This window comes from Bradyrhizobium sp. ARR65 (assembly GCF_000472385.1).
In the GTDB taxonomy this organism is placed as follows: domain Bacteria; phylum Pseudomonadota; class Alphaproteobacteria; order Rhizobiales; family Xanthobacteraceae; genus Bradyrhizobium.
The window spans coordinates 1-18,087 of sequence record NZ_AWZU01000041.1; the positions used below are offsets into that span (position 1 = coordinate 1).

Below are 18,087 nucleotides of genomic sequence, written 5' to 3' on the forward strand. Positions count from 1 at the left end.
CGGCCGGCGCAATTAGGACTGGTCCTGTATGGGCAGTATTTGTTTCGCATCGTCCGTGGCGAGCTGGAGCAGGCGGAACATCATGCCGAGGAGCTGCGTAACCTGCGCGAGGCNGGCAACGACGCNATGTGGAAATGTTTCGGCGCGCAAATCAGCGGAAACATCTGCTTCTACCTTGGCAAGTTCACCGACGTCCGCGCTTACCATGAGAGTGTTTTCTCCTTATGGGATCCGACCTATCGAGCCTTCGCGCCGACGGCAGAAGATCCATACGTCGGAGCCGTGATTCATTTTTCCCGGACGTTGGTTTGCCTTGGTGATCTCGATGAGGCGCGTTTGCGGCGGGACGAGGCCCTTGCGGAGTCGCAACGGCTCTCGCCCTTCATGCGGGCCTTCGTGCTGCGTCAGGCCTGGTATCGCGATTGGGCGGTCGAGGGGACTGAGGCAGCCCGGTCGATGCTGGCGTCGGCGAAAGAGGTCGTGACCGTCTCGGACGAGCATGGCTTCCGTGACTCGTTGGCAATCGGAAACATCATGCGCGGGTGGTGTCTGGCCAGCTTAGGGCAAGCCGCCGAGGGCATCCCGCTGCTCCTTGGAGGGCTGGCAACGTGCCGCGCCGGGAATCGCAAGTTGATGATTCCATTTTTTTTGCTGACGCTCGCCGACGCTTACGGGATGGCGGCGCAACCGCAACAAGGGCTTGATCAGCTCGCTGAAGCGGCCAAGTTGGTTGAGACAACGCACGAGCGCTGGACCGAGGCCGAGATACATCGGCTCCGTGGGACGCTATTGCTGTCCATGCACAAGCACGCCGCCGCGGAGGTTAGCTATCGCCGCGCGCTCGAAGTGGCGCGGCGTCAAAGCGCCAAATTCTGGGAGCTGCGCGCGGCCCGCGATCTTGCGCGGCTCTGGCGCGACCAGGGCAAACGCACCGAGGCGCGCGATCTGCTCTCGCCGATTTACGGCTGGTTCACTGAAGGTCTCGACACGCGGGACTTGAAAGAGGCCAAGGCCCTACTCGCCGATTAGGCGCAATGCAATGACGGCCTTGGTCGAGATTGTCGTTCAGCTGCGCTGAGGCCGCGATCAGAATATCCTACCGCGGTGGGAAACCCAAGCGGCACTGATCGTTCTTGCGCTCTATCTATCGCGCCCGCCGAACTTACCGCCGCCCATTGCATAGGAGGCCGTCCTGGCCTTACGGCTACCCCCATCAACGCGGGAATTTAATACGTCACGTTGAACCGAAGCTGCGCCTTGACGCCATAAACCGGATAATCCTTGATGATCGGCACGCCAACCTCTAGCGACAGGCAACATTGTCCGAGAATTTCTTGCTAAAACGGAAATCGAACGGAAGGAACAAGCGACCGGTCTGACCAGTGATCGGATCGCCGTAATTGATGCGGATGTCCGGGCTTGGGAAGAAGGTCACAAACCACCGATCTGGCAAGCCGACGTTGAACGTCGGCGCGAATTGCAGGTTGCTGATGTTCCTCTTGGTTGGATCGCCCACTACGCTGGTATCGTAACGAAGGATTGGTTCGAAATAGCTCGGGCTGCTGATCTCCGGCAGGCCAAGGCGGGCACCCACGATCGGCATCACCTGCCATTTGCCGGAGCCCAGCGCATTATCGCCGGTGGGGGTTATGACGCGAAGCCCGAAACCGAACGCGAAGCGCTGATTGATTTTCTGCATGAGGGCCGCCTGGAAGTCGGCATCGACGATACCTTGAAGATAGTCGCCGTTGGGGTTGAAATCGGTGATGGGATTCCTGGCGAGCAGCGGCAGATCGGTTCGCGTCACCAGGATCCAGTTAGATGGCAGGTCGAAGAAGGCGTGATCATAGCGCAGGTTGAGAGTCTGGGTGGTGACCGACCGTGTCGTGTTAGGCTCGGAGCCGCTTCCCGGAGCGGTCCTGTATTGCTAAATCATCTGGAATATGTTGGGCGGCGGCCGGACGAAATCGAACGCGCCATCACGGTCGGAATTCTGCTCGCTGGACGTCTGAGCGACGGCGGCGCCTGGACTGGTTGTTGCGGCGGCGAATAGACAGCCAGCGAACCAGCACGCCGCAACCGCGTTTCGATGCGTCGCTCGCACAATTTGTCTGGGTGGCTGCCGCGTGACTCGGCATGTCCGGTCACTTGCTCTCAAACGCGAACACCCTTTTCCAATGGTTCTTCATGCTAACGACGATCCAGCCGCGCTTGGTCGCTTCATCCAGCCCGCGGCTGAGGCGGCCGAATGAGGAGTCGCGATCGTACGCCAATTCACGCTCGGCGTCGTCATGGTGCACATAGAGCGCAAGCCGCGGTCCCGCCCCCGCCGTGGTCCATTCAAGCATCTGGAAATCGCCGTCCGAATTGCCAAAGGCGGCGATAGGCCGGCGGCCAATGTACTGATTGATCGCCAAGCGGCTTTCCGTCTTTGTCATCGATAAAGGTGATCTGCTGCAGGCGCAGGATCACCGGCTTGCCATCCTGGACTCCGAACTTGGTCTTTCCCGTGCTGCCGATCACCTGCTCCGGGGGAACGCCATAGACTTGTTCGCTGAAAACCCGCATAAACTCGACGCCTCCCCCGGAGACGATATACGTCTTGAAGCCATTCGCTCGCATATAGGCGAGCAATTCGATCATCGGCTGATAGACCATCGGATTCTTCGCGGTCGCAAGCCATTCCTTAACGATCTCGGCAAACTCGTCCGTCGTCATACCGGCGTGTGTCGCGAGCACCAACTCAACGAGCGCATGCTCCCCGCCGGCGGCGAGAGTCTTGATATCGTCTTCCAACGCGGCCTTGAATGGTTGCTCGGCCTTCCACTCCGGATGCGTCGGCGCGAGCGCCTTCACGCGATCGAGCACGAAGGCGAGCTGGACGTACATCGGCTGCTCTGACCAGAGAGTGCCGTCATTGTCAAAGACTGCGATGCGTTCTGGAACGGGTACGAATTCAGGCGTACCTTCCTTCGTCACCTTCGCAACAAATTCGACGATCGATTGCTTGGCAGGTCCGTCATTCCAGGAGGGTAACTGATCGTTCTGGGCGGCGGCAACGCCTACCCTCAGTTCAGCTACGAAGACTGCGATCAATCCGAGAACTACTGCTCGCATGATTTGCTGGCGCATCGCCTTCTCCTAACGGGCTGCCACGCTGGCATACGGCGCCGGCGGTGAAAACTGGGACGCCTGATCAACGTTTTGCAAGGCCTGCGTCCGCCTTGCGCTGCCTACTGGGATGGCAGGAGCGCAATGCGGCGCGGCAAAATTGACCTTAATCCCCGTTGGTCCGGCTCATCTTCTCCAATACTTGTGTGATAGTGAAGCTCGCCGCCTTCTGGCGCGGCGGATAGTCCTTGAACGTCGCGAGGAAGTTGCCCACCACCGCCTGCGCCGGCACCATCAGGAAGGCGTGATCTATCAGCCAGTCGTAGTAGGTGTTCGACGTGATGTTCGCGCGTTCAAAGGGATCGGTGCGTAGATTGAAGACGTACGGCACGCGCGGATGCTCGAACTCCTTCTGCCACACTTCGAGGGTCCCCGGTGCCGGCTGGATCGCGAAGGCGAACTTGAAATTGTCGTAGCGCAGGCCCGTCAGGTCGCCTTCATCGGAGAAGTAGAAAAATTCGATGCGCGGGGACTTCGCTTCCTGGCCGGTGAGATAGGGCAGGCAATTGTAGCCATCCAGATGCACCTTGTAGGTCATATCGCCGGCCTTGTAGCCGGTGAGAAGCTTCTCCTTGATGTCCGGCACGCCGGCTGCGGCCAGGAAAGTCGGAAGCCAGTCGAGATGCGACATGATGTCGTTCGACACCGTGCCCGGCTTGATCTTGCCGGGCCAGCGGACCATCGCCGGCACGCGGTAGGCACCTTCCCAGTTCGAGTTCTTCTCGTTGCGAAACGGGGTCATTGCCCCATCCGGCCAGCTGTTCATGTGCGGTCCGTTATCGGTGCTGTAGAAGACGATTGTGTTGTCCGCTAGGCCGAGCTGGTCGATCTTCTGCAGCACTGAGCCGACATTCTTGTCATGATCGATCATCACATCGTGATACGGGTCCTGCCAGCGGCCCGCCTGTCCGATGCTGGACGGCTTCGGGTGCGTGCGGAAATGCATGTGGGTGAAGTTCACCCAGCAGAAGAACGGCTTGTTTGCCTTGGCCTGCGTTTCGATGAAGACGGCGGCGCGTTCGGCAATGTCGTCATCGATCGTTTCCATGCGCTTTCTGGTCAGCGGTCCGGTATCTTCGATCTTCTGCTTGCCTACGCGGCCAAACCGCGGATCAACGGTCGGGTCGTCCACATCGCTGGCAAAAGTGTGCAGCACGCCGCGCGGCCCGAAATGCTCGCGGAAATTCGGAAAATCCATTGGGCTCGGATAATCTGGAAGTTCGGGTTCTTCCTCGGCGTTCAGGTGGTAGAGATTGCCATAGAATTCGTCGAAGCCGTGCACCGTCGGCAGGAACTCGTTGCGGTCGCCAAGATGGTTCTTGCCGAATTGGCCGGTGGCGTAGCCGAGCGGCTTGAGCAGTTCGGCGATTGTCGGGTCCTCTTTCTGCAAGCCTTGCGGTGCGCCCGGCAGTCCGACCTTGGAGTTGCCGGTCCGAAAGACACTCTGTCCGGTGATGAAAGCCGCGCGGCCTGCAGTGCAACTCTGCTCGCCATAGTAATCCGTGAATATCATTCCTTCGCGGGCGATGCGGTCGATATTCGGAGTGCGAAACCCCATCAGGCCGAGCGAGTAGGCGCTCACGTCAGTCAGCCCAATGTCGTCACCCCAAATCACAAGAATGTTGGGTCTAGTGCTCGGCGGAGGCGTCGGCTGCTGTTGTGCCTGTGCAGTGCCAACGAAATTGCCCGATCCGAGCGCGGATGCAGCCGCGAGCGTGGTACCGCCGAGCAGAATGCTGCGCCGGGTCGGGACGCGACTATCTTTTTTGGTTTCGCCTCGATTGTCGCCATTGTTCATGACTTCCTCCCTTCACGAATGACACAACGAAATCCGACATGGCTCGTGGACGTATCGACCGGCTCTGCATGACGCGCGGCCGGGCGGTAGCGGCGGCAGTAGTTCGGTGCACACAGGTGCGAGCCGCCCTTGAGCACCTTGCGCGGAATCCTGATTTGCGGCTGGCACGGGTCGTAGCTCGCGGCCTCAGGCCCGCCGCGCGGATTTTCCGGGATGCAACAGGGCTTTGTGGCCTCGGTTTCGTGCTTGGTCGACCACCAGTCGGTCGTCCATTCCCAGACGTTGCCGATCATGTCGTAGAGGCCGTGGCCGTTCGGCGGGAACGCCATCACCGGCGACGTGCGTGCACAACCGTCTTCCACGCGGTTCTCGTGCGGAAATTCGCCCTGCCATGTGTTGGCCATGTGCTTGCCGCCGGGCGCGAACTCGTCGCCCCAGGCGAACTCGGCTCCGTCGAGGCCTCCGCGCGCCGCGAATTCCCACTCGGCTTCAGTCGGCAACTCCTTTCCTGCCCACTTCGCGTAAGCCTCCGCATCGCGGTACGCGATGTGCACGACGGGATGCTCGTCGAGCCCACTGATTGAGGAGCGCGGGCCGTAGGGCCTGCGCCAATTGGCGCCGAACTTGAAATTCCACCACTGCGACCAGTCGTGCAAATCGACCGCGTGCCTGGGAGGCGTGAAGACGAGCGAGCCGGCCTTGAGCATGTGCGGCAATGCACCGGGATAATCCTTCGGATCGGGCGGAATCTCGGCGAAAGTAATGTGGCCGGTCGCGTTGACGAACTTGCGGAATTCCCAATTGGTGACCGGTGTGCGATCAATCCAGAAGCCATCGACGCGCACGCGATGGGCCGGGGCCTCCTCGGGATAATGCTTGTCTGATCCCATGCGGAAGGTGCCACCGGGAATCCAGACCATGCCGGGTCTCGCCGGGACTTCACGAACGGCAAGATCGGAAGTGCCACTGGTTCCAGGATCAGGATGAACCTCCATGGTCAAGGTGCAGCCTCCGCAATTTCTACTCGGCACGCGGATATCCGCGCCCTTCAATGCGCTTCTGAGATCGTATCCGAGCGTCGATCGCAAAAACGTCTATTGACGAAATGGCAAAGCTCATTCCGCACGCTCCAGCTACGAACGCTACTTGTGCACCAGCGGTGTTTGCGGAGGCGGCGCACCTGGCGCGGGCGGCGAGATCGCAAACGTGAGCCAAACATTCCAGCCTTGCGGCCGATTGTCGGTGGCGAATTCGTAGTATCCTTTGAGGTTCAGGTAGCCCTGCATCTCGCCGACCGGAAAGATGTATCCGACCTGAGGTCCTGCGGCGGCCACCCGCGACCTGAAGCAGCCGAGCAGGTCGCGTCCACCGCTGTCGCATCCGATCTGGTCGTACAGATATCCGACGAGCCCGACGTGAACCTGTTTGGACAGGAATTGGGACGCGCCCCAGTCGAGATGAAAGTTGGTGCCGCTCTGGTAGTCCGTGGTCGGATTTTTGAAGTTGTAGGTGAATCCCGCGACCGCCGAGAGCTCATGGCCCTTCGTCGGGTCGAAGTATGTATAGCCCCCACCGGCGTCGATAGCACCGTGGCCGATGCCGACATTGGACAAGCGGTTCGCGTCGTAAGCGCCGACCGGAATGTCGCCTCGCGTATAGACCATGAAATTGTTGACGCCCTGATTCCATTTCAGTGTCGCCATCGGATAGAGATCGCCAACGCTCGTCAGCTCGTCGCTGGCGCTGATGGGCCGCGTCAAGGTAAACGGGCCGACCATCGTCGTCAGCGTCCCGTTGATTGAGGTGCTTGTGCGCCCGAAAACGCCGGTCATGCTCACGGCCGCCTGTCCTCCCAGAACCGGCGTTGCAAACGTGTAGGTTGGAGTAAGGAAGAACAGATCCCCGGTCGCCCTCAGGTTGGCCGCAAGGTTCGCCGTAACGCTCGGAGTGAATTGGCCAATCGTGATCTCACGCGCTGCCGAGACGTTGGCGCCGGCAGTCACCGACGTATGGTAATAGGACGATATGGCGGACCATCCAGGTGCCGTTGGCACCGCAGCCAAGCTTCCGAACGTTCCTGGCAGCCAGAAGCTGATCCCGTCCTCGTCCGCGGCGGCCGGTTCGATCGACCCCAGCACGGAGATGACGACGACCGCGCTCGCGGCCAGCGGCCAAACGGCTCGGCGAAGAACAGGCGTCGTCCTCAAAAAACGCTGAACGCATTTCATCGGACTACCCGGCAAGGGAAGCGACTGCTCAATTCTGCAGCCTCTCGTGCGGCGGAGCAAGTGGTGAAATAGTTTAAACCTTCGATTGTGGCATTTGGACCACCCGCATACGCTTTCGGCCTCGCAGTCCTCGGCCATTGCCGCCCCACCACAGATGGCATTGGCGTCGGTCGAACGCGACGGCGCACCTCTCGCGTCAGCGACGAGTTGAAGCTTACGCTCGCTAATTCGGTCAAGGACATCGGCCGCACTCACGGGCCGCGATAGACGCTCGCTCGTCTTCCAGCTCGCTAATCGCAGCGTCAAGATCAATGGCATCCGGCAACGGAGAAGGCCCAGTGCTCAATGATTGCTAGTCGCTCTTCATCGAGAAAATCTGTATCGCCAATTCTTTTCTCAAGCTTCATGAGTGCGCGCGGAATGCTACGATTGTGTCAACGCTGCTGGAAGGTCGGGCACAATATTCGGCCCAGTCCTTCATCATCCGCTTGCGCAGTTCGAAGAACGTTGTGCGCTTATAAGCCGCGATCACGTCGTCACTGACCTTGTGCGCGAGCGCAGCTTCGGCGACAGGATCATCATAGCCGTGCTCTGCAGCCCAATCGCGGAACGATGACCGGAAGCCGTGCGGCACGATTTCGCGGTCGAGCTTCGGATCGATCCAGCACCGTTCCAGCTCATTCATCCTGTCGATCACCGCGGCCGTCGAGGCGTCACTTAGAGACTTGCCCTTGCTGTTGGGGAAGATGTATTCGCTGCCGTCCCTCGTGGCTTCCATGCGATCAAGGACAGTGAGCGCCGCCTTGCTCAATGGGACTCTGTGTTCCGAATCGCTCTTCATGAGTGCAGCCGGAATGGTCCAAACTGATGTCTGCCGATCGATCTGGTCCCATTTTGCCGCGACCGCGTTGCCGGGCCTGACGGCCGTCAGGATTTGAAACTCAAGAGCTGCCGCAGCGGCACCATCACGCTGGCGGAGCTTGCGCATGAAGTCGGGCAATTGCCGATAAGGCAGCGCGGGATGATTGCGGACCTTGCGAACCTTCGACGTGGCCGGGAGCAGGTTGTCGAGATGCCCCTTCCATCGTGCCGGGTTTTCGCCTTTGAACTCGCCCTTCGCCTTGGCGGCGTCGATCACCTGCTCTATGCGACTGCGAATGCGGCTGGCCGTTTCGGTCTTGCTCGCCCAGATCGGCTCGATGATCCGCAGGACCAACGTCGTATCAATCGCGCCGATGGGAAGATCACGGATCGTCTTGCAGTAGTCGTTCTTGGTCGGCTTGCCATTCCGGTCGATGCCGAGCAGCGTCATCAGCCATTGGTCGGCATGCTTGGCATTTTTCCAGCCCGCTCGATTGGCCTTGATGAACCGCTTGGCAGCCGCACCGAACGTGATCGCCTTGGCTGCCTCGATGCGGGCGGCGGCTTCTGCCTCGCGCTTCGCCTGGATCGGATCACCGCCACTGCGACGGAGCTTGCGAGCCTCGGTCGCCTTATCGCGCGCTTCCTCAAGGCTCACGTCGCGCAGCGAGCCGAGCCCGTGCCAGTGCGCGCGACCGTGTAGCTTGTATCGAAAGAGCCAGCTCTTTGAGCCGCCCTCGGCGACCTGCAGATAAAGCCCGCCACCGTCAGCGTGCATGCCGCGCTTCGATAGATGCTCGACCTTCTTGGCCGTCAATTTTCCGAAGCTCCGCGCCATAAACCGGCCTCCCGCTACATACACTCCTACATACACTTAGGCGCAAGATTTGACGAAACAAGGCGGAACAGCTTGGAGCGCCACACTGTCTGTATGGCGCTGCAATCGCTGCGTTTTATGTCGGAAATCGGGTTTGGGTGGGATGCCCTGAGACAGCCTTCTGGCGGAGAGAGTGGGATTCGAACCCACGGTACGGTTTCCCGCACACACGCTTTCCAAGCGTGCGCCTTAAGCCACTCGGCCATCTCTCCGGATGCCCCTCTCTTGAAGGGGCGTGGCGGTTTTTGCAAGTGGCGCCGTGCCGGGCGCGAGAAATTTATGCAAGCCATTGAAATGTATACACAATATTTACGCCTGATCGGCCGCCGGCGAACCGCTCTGGGGCCGTTCCGGGCCCTGGCGTTGAACCGGAATCGGTGCTGGCGCGACGATTGATCTGGAATCAGCAAGCAGCGGAGAGGCGGCGATGCAGGATGGGCGAATGGCAGTGCTGGCGACGATGGCCCTGGCCGCGCCGCAGCGCCGCACCCGGCAAGGTGTCGACGTTACCTGCGATGACGGCCGTCGCGGCATCTTCACCGAGAACGCCATTGTCTGGCCCGACCGCACGCGATCAAGCGCAAGCTCGTATCCCAGCGTCATCATCGGCAACAAGGCATCGGTGTCGGTGGGCAAGAGCGTGTTCGTCGGCGAGCGCTACGGCATATGGTGCCGCTGGACGAGCCAAACGCGCCGAACAAGACGCGCTGCGCCATCCTCGACGGCGTGTCCTACTGCTATCGAGGCTTAGTTAGAGCATGATCCCGAAAAACTGCGCAGCGGTTTCCCGAAAAGATCATGCTTAAGCAAGAAACGAGAACGCAATGACGTTTGACCTGATTTCATCGCGCTCCAGGCCCTGTCAGTGAAACCGCGCCACCCCATGCGCGCCGCGCATCCGCCACATGGGCTCCGGCATCTCGGGTTCGCCCATAGCCTGATCGGCGATCGAAGGCGCGCGCTCGCTGCGGCTCTCCTGCAATGCACGAATGAAATTGGCGAACCAGTGCGTGATGCTGTGGCTCTTCAGCTTGTCCATCATCGCTTCATAACGCATGCGCCGCTCGGTCAGCGGCATCGATAGCGCCATAGCGATCACGCGCGCCATGCCGTCGATATCGTACGGATTGACCAAAAGCGCGGTATCAAGCTCATTGGCGGCGCCGGCGAATTTCGACAGCACGAGCACGCCGGGATCGGCCGGGTTCTGTGCGGCGACATATTCCTTGGCGACCAGATTCATGCCGTCATGCAGCGGCGTCACCACGCCGACCTGCGCAGTGCGATAGAGGCCGGCGAGCACCGACTGGCTGAACCCCTTGTTGAGATAACGGATCGGCGTCCAATCCACCTCGCCATGACGGCCGTTGACGTCGCTGACAAGACGCGCAACCTCATTCTGCAGATTGCCGTAGGCCTCGATGCCGCCGCGCGAAGGCGTTGCGATCTGCAGCAACGACACGGTGCGCGCCAGCGTCGGATGCAGCGTCCACATGCGGTCGAAGGCATGAATGCGGTTGACGAGGCCCTTGGAATAGTCGAGCCGGTCGACGCCGATCGCGAGCCGTTCGCCGTTCAGGCTGCGCCGCAGCCGCGACACGTCCGGATGCGAGATCGCCTTGGCGGCACCGGTTGCGAATTTCTCCGCATCGATCCCGATCGGAAACACGGCCAGCCGGGTGCGGCCATGGCGCGAGCTGACGATGCCGTCGCGTACCGGCAGCTCGAGATCGTCGCGAACATAGGACAAGAAATTGTCGCAGTCCTGCGTGGTTTGGAAGCCGATGAGATCGTAAGCCAGCATCGCCTCGATCAGTTCGCGATGGTGCGGCACGCCCTCAACCACGGCCGCCGCGGGCCACGGCGTATGCAGGAAGAAGCCGATCGGTTCGGTGACCCCCAGCTCGCGCAGCTCGGCGCCCAGCGCGAGAAAATGGTAGTCCTGCACCCAGAATGCGGTGTCCGGCTTGCGGAACCGCATCAATGCGCGGGCCATGAAGGCATTGACTTCACGATAGGAGAGATAATCGCCCTGCGAAGTGCGGATCAGGTCGCTGCGCGAATGCAGCGCCGGCCACAGCGCGGAATTCGCAAAGCCCTCATAATAGCCGCCGTAATGCGCGGCCGGCAGGTCGAGCATGGCCAGCGCGCCACACCCGAGCGCCTCGATTTCGGCGAACGGTTCCTTCTGGAACCCATCGCGCACGCGGCCCGAGGAACCAACCCAAATCGCGCCGGAGTTCTCAACGACCGGCAACAAGGCGGCTGCAAGCCCGCCCGTCATCGGCTCATTGGCTTTACCGCGCGCAACGCGATTTGAAATGACAACGAGATTCACGAGGAGTCCCCTCCTGTTACGGCGTGTCATTTAACTGCCGTTCATCAATATGGTTCCTTTTAGCCTTCCAGCGAATTGAAACCGAAATCGGGCCGGACGGCGGAGGAACCCGGGCGCTTCAACAAAATGAGAGGCTGGTGCAGGAATGCCGCGCTCGAATGTGATGGCGACACAGTGTCGCTGCCCGCCCCCTGATCGCGCACGATTTTTCACAACCAAGCGGCACTTCCGCCCGACGATGGGGACGATCGAGCGGCGAGCGCTGCGAAGACATCATGCCGAAAAAAAGAGAACGGGATGACAATTCGAAGACAAGTCACCGCGCGCTGCCAATTCGGCATCTTGGAACCATACAAACTCGGTACGCCGTTGCTACGGTGCCGGGCTACGCTCGTCGTCCAGAAGATGAGCAAGGAACTCGCGCACATCGCTTGGCGCATCGAAATGTCCGTTGACGCCGTGCGCGCGCCGGCCAACCGAGAAGGATAGGCCATTCAGATCGGGCATGATGGCAAAGACGCTTTCGTCGGTGACATCGTCGCCGATGAAGAGTGGTTTCCGCCCGCTGAATGGCGCGTGCTTCATCAATTCGCGGACGCCATTGGCCTTGGTGAAGCCGGCATGCTTGATCTCGAATACGCATTTGCCCGGCAGAACTTCGATTGGCGCCTCCGGCAGATCGGCTCGGATCAGTGAGATCGCCTCATAGATCGCGCGCTCCGCGTGCGGCGCCAGCCGATAGTGCAGCGCCAGCGAATAGCCTTTGTCCTCCAGCAATATTCCGGGGCTGAGCCGCGCGATCGCCGCTAACCTGCGCTTCAACTCCCTGTCCATCGGCGGCGCCTGGGCAGCAACGGCCTCGGCGTCCGCGGAGAGCCGCATTTCCGCGCCATGGCCGCCGACGGCCGGAAACTGGTCCGGTGCGAAGATCAAATCGATGTCGTTGAGTGAGCGCCCGCTCACCAGCGCGAGCGCGCCCGAGGTCCGCGCCATCAGGCGATTGAGCGTCTTGGCAAGCCCCGGCGGCACCCAGACCTCACGCGGCGTCGGCATCAGATCGAGCAGCGTGCCGTCGATATCGAGCAGGATCGCGGTTTCGCTCAAATGCGGCACCAACGACTGCGGCACCGGAAGCTGGTCCGGCGTATCCTGCTCTTCTGGTAGCTCGTCCTGCATTTCGGCCAGATTTTCCATCATGTCATTCTACTCCAAAAAAGCCAGCGGGCGCGCAACCGATTCCAGGGACTTGCGTTCGGCAGCGACGCCGTAGCGCCAGGCGATGGCGGCTGCGGCGACCATGAGTACGGAGCCGAGCAGGTAACCGAAGAACACGCTGCTGCGCGATCCCGTATCGATCAATGCGCCGAACAGGGCCGGACCGACTACGCCACCGATGCCGGTGCCGATGGCATAGAACAGTGCAATCGCAAGCGCACGCACCTCCAAGGGAAAGGTTTCGCTGACCGTGAGATAGGCCGCGCTCGCGGCGGGCGAAGCAAAGAAGAAGATCACCATCCAGGCAATTGTCTGGCCTTGCGCGCTCAGGACGCCGATCGAGAACAGATAGCCCGAGAGCGCAAGCAGGATGCCGGAGACGCCATAGGTCAGCGTGATCATGGCGCGTCGTCCGAGCGTATCGAACAGGCGGCCCAAAAGCACCGGGCCGATGAAGTTGCCGGCCGCAAAGGGCAGGATGTACCAGCCGACCGCATCGGCGCCGATGCCGTAGAAATCGGTCAGCACCAGCGCGAAGGTGAAGAAGATGGCGTTATAGAAGAACGCCTGCGCGACCATCAGCGTGAGTCCCACCAGCGCACGCGTGCGATAGGAAGAAAACAGCGTGTGCGCTACCTCCTTGAGCGGGGTGTGATCGCGCATCCGCAATCGTATCTTTGCAAAGTCCGGCCCCGCAGAATCTTGGACGTGGCCGAGCACGCTGCGTTCGATCTCCGTGACGATTTTCTCGGCGGCCTCGGGGTGACCGTGGATCATCAGCCAGCGAGGGCTTTCCGGGATCCACATCCGCATTACCAGCACGATGAGGCCAAGACCGGCGCCAATGAGATAAGCCAGGCGCCAGCCGAGGTCGGGTTCGAGCAACGCGGGATCGAGCAGAATGATGGCGCTGCTTGCGCCGAGCGCCGCGCCGATCCAGAAACTGCCGTTGATCACGAGATCGGTCCAGCCGCGGTAGCGCGCCGGCACCAGCTCTTGGATCGTGGAGTTGATCGCCGTGTATTCGCCGCCGATGCCCGCGCCGGTGAGAAAGCGAAACAGCGTGTAGACCGCAACGCTCCAGGACAGCGCGGTCGCGGCGGTCGCGGTGAGATAGAGCGCAAGCGTGATGAAGAACAGTTTTCGGCGCCCGATCCGGTCGGTCAGCCAGCCGAAGCCGAGCGCGCCAAGCACGGCGCCCGCGAGATAGCCGCTGTTGGCGATACCGATGTCGAAATTGGAGAATTGCAGGAGCGGGCTTTGCTTCAGCGCACCGGACAGCGCGCCGGCCAGGGTCACTTCCAACCCATCCAAAATCCAGGTGATGCCGAGCGCGAGTACGACACGGGTGTGAAAGCCGCTCCAGGTCAGATGATCGAGACGCGAGGGGATATTGGTCTCGATGATGCGATCATCGCGGGCCGGCACGGCGGCGCAGACGGTGGCGCCATGGTTCATGGCCGGACTCTGCTGCAACTCCATTGGATGGTACCAACGCCAAACCCTCTCGCGGGCCTGCGCCCTCGAGTTTCTGTGAAGGACCTCATGCGCCATCGCGGCAAAGACGCTGCCCGCAACTGTGCGACAACGCCGCACGCGGCACGTTGGTTCCGAACGGAACCGATCGGCGAGGCGTCGGTTTCAGGGGATGCCTCACAGGAAGTTCTTGGAGTTGACCGATGGCGATACGCAGCAAGGCAGCTTCGCGCAAGACCTCCCGGAAAGCATCGACGGCCAGCGCCGGCGCGGCGCGCAAGCAAGGCGCGGCACGCAAGAGGCCTGCGGCCAAGCGCACCGCAAAACGCTGGTCTCAGCGCGTCACCCGCAAAAGCAACGCGCTCGATTTGGAGCAGGGCGTCTTCAAGCAGACCAGCGCCAGGAAGATCGCCGCCTCGCTGAAGCGCTCGGCGGAATCCAGCCGCCGCCGCAAGTCCGGCGCCTACCGCTCAGCGCTGTCGATGCTGACGTTCTATATCAACCGCGCCGGAAGGAATTTGCCAAAGACACAGCGCGCGCGACTGGAACGAGCGAAGGACGAGCTGAAGCGCGAGTTCGGGAGAGAGTAGCTCGCCGCTGCCGCCAAACAACCGGTGGCGGACGATGACGGCGGAATGCTGGCGGTCAGTCCGGCCTATGCCGCTCTGATGTTCGCCATGAAGCGGTCGAGTTCGGCACGCAGGCGGGCGCTTTCGCCTGACAGGGTCTTGGCCGAGCTCAGCACCTGTTCGGAGGCGGAGCCGGTTTCGGTGGCGCCCTGGTTGACTCTCACAATATTGGCGGCGGCGTCTTGCGTGCCCGCGGCGACGTTCTGCACGTTGCGTGCGATTTCCTGCGTCGCCGCACCCTGCTGTTCGACCGCGCCCGCGATCGAGGATGCGATGGTGGAGATCTGAGCGATCGTCGCGCCGATCTCCTTGATCGCGGCCACCGATTCTTCCGTCGCCTGCTGCATGCCGGAAATGTGGTTGGAGATTTCGTCGGTCGCCTTCGCGGTCTGGCTCGCCAATGACTTCACCTCGGAGGCGACTACCGCAAAGCCGCGTCCGGCATCGCCGGCACGCGCGGCCTCGATGGTGGCGTTGAGCGCGAGCAGATTGGTCTGCTCGGCAATCGCGGTGATCAGCTTGACCACGTCGCCGATCTGCTGCGCCGCGCGCGACAATTTGCTGATGCGCTCGTCGGTCTGCTGCGCCTGCACGACCGCGGATTCCGCGATCTTGTTGGACTCGCGCACGCGCCGGCCGATCTCATCGACCGAGGTCGAGAGCTCTTCGGTCGCGGAGGCTACCGATTGAATATTGCTCGCCGCCTCTTCCGAGGCGCCGCTCACCTGACTCGACAGGCCTTGCGTGGTTTCGGCCGTCCGCGTCAGGAGGCCGGCAGCTTGTTCGAGCTGGGAAGCGGACGTCGACACGTTGGAGACGATCGAGCCGACCGCCGCTTCGAATTGATCGGCGAAGCGGATCAGCTCGGCGCGTCGCGCCGCGCCGGCCGCCTTGCTCTGCTCCTCATGCACGGCCGCGTCGCGCTCGGCCTTGGCGATCGCCTGCAGCTTGAACTCCTCCACCGCGCCCGCCATCTCGCCGAGTTCGTCGCTGCGCCCAAGTCCGGGCAGCACGACGTCGAAATTGCCGCCGGCGAGTTCGCGCATCGCCTGGCACATCGCGATCATCGGCCGCGAGATGCCGCGGCCCAGCAGCAGCGCGAGCAAGCCGCCGAGCAAGAAGCCGCCGGCCGCGAGCATGATGATGAGCTGCTCGGTTTGCCCGACGATGGCATCGGTGCCGGCTTCGATCCGCCGCTGCTCGGAGACAAGATCATCCTTCATGGCGCTCGCGCCCTGGCTGATCGCACCGGCCGAACCGCTCATCTCCTTGACGAGCTCGTCGACCGCCTTGGTGTTGTCGACGAGCTTTGTGAGCGCGTCGCGGTATTCGACAAGCAGCGCCTTTGCCTGTTTGATCCCGCCCGCGACATTCTCGTTACCGCCGGCATCCACGGCATTCATCGTGCTCTCGACGAATTTCAGCCGCGCCAGCGCGCTGCTCGCGACCGTCCGATCGGAATTGATGACGAAGTTGTTGGCGAGCGCCACCGCCGTCTGGAGCTGCGTGCTGACCTGCTTGACTCCCATCTCCACCGCCCCGAGCTGCTCTTCCGACGCGTTGCTGGCAATGTCGTCAAGCTTGTAACGCAGCATATTGCCGCTGCGGTTGAGCTGGTTCTGCGTCACCAGCGCGCTCTCACGCTTGAGCTTCAGGATATCGGCAAAAATTTGCGAGAAACGCTTGAATTCGGCGGCGAGCTTGTTCAGTCCATCTCGCCGCGCCGACTTGCTCGTGCTGTTCAGCGCCTGATCGATCGCAGCCTTCAGGCTTGCTTCCGCCGCCAGCGCCCCATTGGCGTCGTCCTCCTTGCCGGTCACGACGTAATATTTGGCCAGCGAGCGGTACGAGATCAGCGCGCCGTCGATGTTGCGTGCCAGATCCGCCTCGGACACGCTGCCACGATAGGCTGCAACGGCGGCGGATACACGCTCAAAGCCGAGATAGGCGATGCCGAGGCTGACGGTCGAGATCAGCAGCACGGCCGCAAAGCCGAGCAGGACTTTGCCGCGAAATCGCAAGGTGAAGAATTTCGGGAGACGCCGTTTCGTACCCTCAGCCCCAGACATTCCGACCTCACGCGTATTCCCAAATCAAACCATCAAAACAGCGCGGACCGGGGCGCGACAGCGCCCGATCGTATCCCGTATAACTACGGCACAATTCATAAAAATAACTACGGCACAATTCATAAAAGCCGGTAAATTCAGACCATCACGGCGATGCGGGAGCGCGATCCACAATCCGAAGTGGCGGCTCCGGCACGATCGCCCGGCTGGATGGCGGGGCCGGAATCCTCTTGACCCGCTCCTGATTGACATCGAGTTCTCTTTTTGTTCCGGTCCAGCGACGAGGGGTATCGCGATCGTCACCGACGTCGGGTGGTCGAAATGCGATGGACGCGACCGTGTCGCTGGACGAACGCCATCGGCGCGGACACGCAAATCATGTGGTCCTGGCGCCTCAAGCCTGGCGCCGAGTCGGCGAAGCTGGCTTTCGCGTCTCACCAATGACGGTGACAACAACGTCCGGCTCACCGGTGAGCACGAAAGACACCGTTAAAGCTACTGCGCAGGGAAGGCCGGTGTGATTGCGGCTGCACCTGCGGTCAACGCCCCACAATTTCTCTTGCGCGATGGGTGCGGCGGCGGGCACCCGGCCTTCCCTGCGCCGGCTTATTTCTGGAGGGAGCTGATGTCCTGGCAAGGCTCGGACCCATCGCGTCGCGAGAAGGCGAGGGCGTGGCTTTATTCGGCTTCGGAAATGACGGACGCGGTCCCGGCGAATGTGAGGCGAGGCATTCAGCAGCGGACCCGGTCGCATGCACACGTCCTCGCGTGACCCTTGATGACCCTGGCGACGAAAATCGCAGTTGCAAAGTCTTTGAGCCCCTGTCTCTAATTAGAGCAATTCAAAATCAACGGGAGGCTCGACGTGTCGACAGTCAAATTGACGGTAAATGGCAGGGCGGTTTCGGTCGATTGCGAAGACCGCACGCTTCTTGTCCACCTCTTGCGCGATCATCTCAACCTGACCGGGACCCATGTCGGTTGCGACACCAGCCAATGCGGAGCCTGCGTCGTGCATATCGACGGCCGCGCCGTGAAGTCCTGCACGACGCTCGCGGGACAGGCCGATGGCGCCAATGTCACCACCATCGAAGGCATCGCCAAGGGCGACCAGCTTCATCCGATGCAGGAGGCATTTCGCGACAATCATGGCCTGCAGTGCGGCTTCTGTACGCCCGGTATGATCATGTCGGCGATCGATATCGTGAACCGGTATGGCGGCAACCTGGACGAAGCGACCGTCCGCCACGAGCTCGAAGGCAATATCTGCCGCTGCACCGGCTATCACAACATCGTCAAGGCGGTGCTGGATGCGGCCAGCCGCATGAAGGTCGCGCAGGCCGCTGAATAGCGAAAGCCGCGACCGCCTGCTCAAACAAGATCGCCGCGCTTTCCGCGAGAAGCGACGGCCAACCAACTCCGGGA

General features: G+C 61.5%; 10 protein-coding genes, 1 tRNA gene and 3 pseudogenes. 3 read left to right on the forward strand and 11 right to left on the reverse strand.

Annotation, left to right across the window (positions count from 1 at the left end):
- Nucleotides 1-1,303 precede the first annotated feature (1,303 nt).
- The 7 genes and pseudogenes from F758_RS0132115 to F758_RS0132150 all read right to left on the reverse strand — a co-directional run.
- Nucleotides 1,304-1,882 (reverse strand): annotated as a pseudogene (locus tag F758_RS0132115) (hypothetical protein); the annotation flags it as partial.
- Nucleotides 1,883-2,144: 262 nt separating this feature from the next.
- Nucleotides 2,145-3,132, reverse strand: a pseudogene (locus tag F758_RS45030) (HAD family hydrolase).
- A gap of 145 nt (nucleotides 3,133-3,277) precedes the next feature.
- Nucleotides 3,278-4,969 carry an arylsulfatase gene (locus F758_RS0132125; protein WP_024511729.1) on the reverse strand — a complete coding sequence of 564 codons (1,692 nt, stop codon included), beginning with the start codon at nucleotides 4,967-4,969 and terminating at the stop codon, nucleotides 3,278-3,280.
- Nucleotides 4,966-5,964 carry a formylglycine-generating enzyme family protein gene (locus F758_RS0132130; protein ID WP_024511730.1) on the reverse strand — a complete coding sequence of 333 codons (999 nt, stop codon included), beginning with the start codon at nucleotides 5,962-5,964 and terminating at the stop codon, nucleotides 4,966-4,968. Before F758_RS0132130 ends, F758_RS0132125 begins: the two co-directional genes overlap by 4 nt.
- A gap of 147 nt (nucleotides 5,965-6,111) precedes the next feature.
- The gene (locus F758_RS0132140; RefSeq protein ID WP_024511731.1) at nucleotides 6,112-7,197 is read right to left on the reverse strand and encodes a SphA family protein; all 1,086 of its coding nucleotides are present in this window, start codon (nucleotides 7,195-7,197) and stop codon (nucleotides 6,112-6,114) included.
- A 403-nt stretch (nucleotides 7,198-7,600) separates the two neighbouring features.
- Nucleotides 7,601-8,896: a tyrosine-type recombinase/integrase gene (locus tag F758_RS0132145; protein ID WP_024511732.1), complete on the reverse strand. Its 1,296-nt coding sequence runs from the start codon at nucleotides 8,894-8,896 to the stop codon at nucleotides 7,601-7,603.
- 161 nt (nucleotides 8,897-9,057) lie between these two features.
- Nucleotides 9,058-9,147 (reverse strand) — tRNA-Ser (locus F758_RS0132150).
- A 215-nt stretch (nucleotides 9,148-9,362) separates the two neighbouring features.
- Here F758_RS0132150 and F758_RS45035 point away from each other — a divergent pair.
- A pseudogene (locus F758_RS45035) lies at nucleotides 9,363-9,697 on the forward strand (hypothetical protein).
- 100 nt (nucleotides 9,698-9,797) lie between these two features.
- Here the strand turns inward: F758_RS45035 and F758_RS0132160 are convergent.
- The 3 genes from F758_RS0132160 to F758_RS0132175 all read right to left on the reverse strand — a co-directional run bounded on the left by F758_RS0132160 (nucleotide 9,798) and on the right by F758_RS0132175 (nucleotide 13,946).
- On the reverse strand, nucleotides 9,798-11,273 hold the full coding sequence (locus tag F758_RS0132160; RefSeq protein WP_024511733.1) for a trehalose-6-phosphate synthase: 1,476 nt from the start codon (nucleotides 11,271-11,273) through the stop codon (nucleotides 9,798-9,800).
- 372 nt (nucleotides 11,274-11,645) lie between these two features.
- Entirely contained in the window at nucleotides 11,646-12,470 is an 825-nt protein-coding gene (gene otsB, locus F758_RS0132170; protein ID WP_024511734.1) for a trehalose-phosphatase, read from the reverse strand.
- 6 nt (nucleotides 12,471-12,476) lie between these two features.
- Entirely contained in the window at nucleotides 12,477-13,946 is a 1,470-nt protein-coding gene (locus F758_RS0132175) for an MFS transporter (RefSeq protein WP_245286651.1), read from the reverse strand.
- Nucleotides 13,947-14,167: 221 nt separating this feature from the next.
- Between F758_RS0132175 and F758_RS0132180 the strand changes: the two genes are divergently transcribed.
- Nucleotides 14,168-14,554, forward strand: a complete 387-nt coding sequence (locus F758_RS0132180; protein WP_024511736.1) for a DUF3175 domain-containing protein — start codon at nucleotides 14,168-14,170, stop codon at nucleotides 14,552-14,554.
- 65 nt (nucleotides 14,555-14,619) lie between these two features.
- Here the strand turns inward: F758_RS0132180 and F758_RS0132185 are convergent, their stop codons facing one another.
- Nucleotides 14,620-16,662, reverse strand: a complete 2,043-nt coding sequence (locus F758_RS0132185) for a methyl-accepting chemotaxis protein (RefSeq protein ID WP_024511737.1) — start codon at nucleotides 16,660-16,662, stop codon at nucleotides 14,620-14,622.
- Nucleotides 16,663-17,527: 865 nt separating this feature from the next.
- On the opposite strand from F758_RS0132185, the gene F758_RS0132190 reads away from it, so the two are divergent.
- Nucleotides 17,528-18,013, forward strand: coding sequence for a (2Fe-2S)-binding protein (locus tag F758_RS0132190; protein ID WP_024511738.1), 486 nt, complete (start codon nucleotides 17,528-17,530; stop codon nucleotides 18,011-18,013).
- Nucleotides 18,014-18,087: the final 74 nt, after the last annotated feature.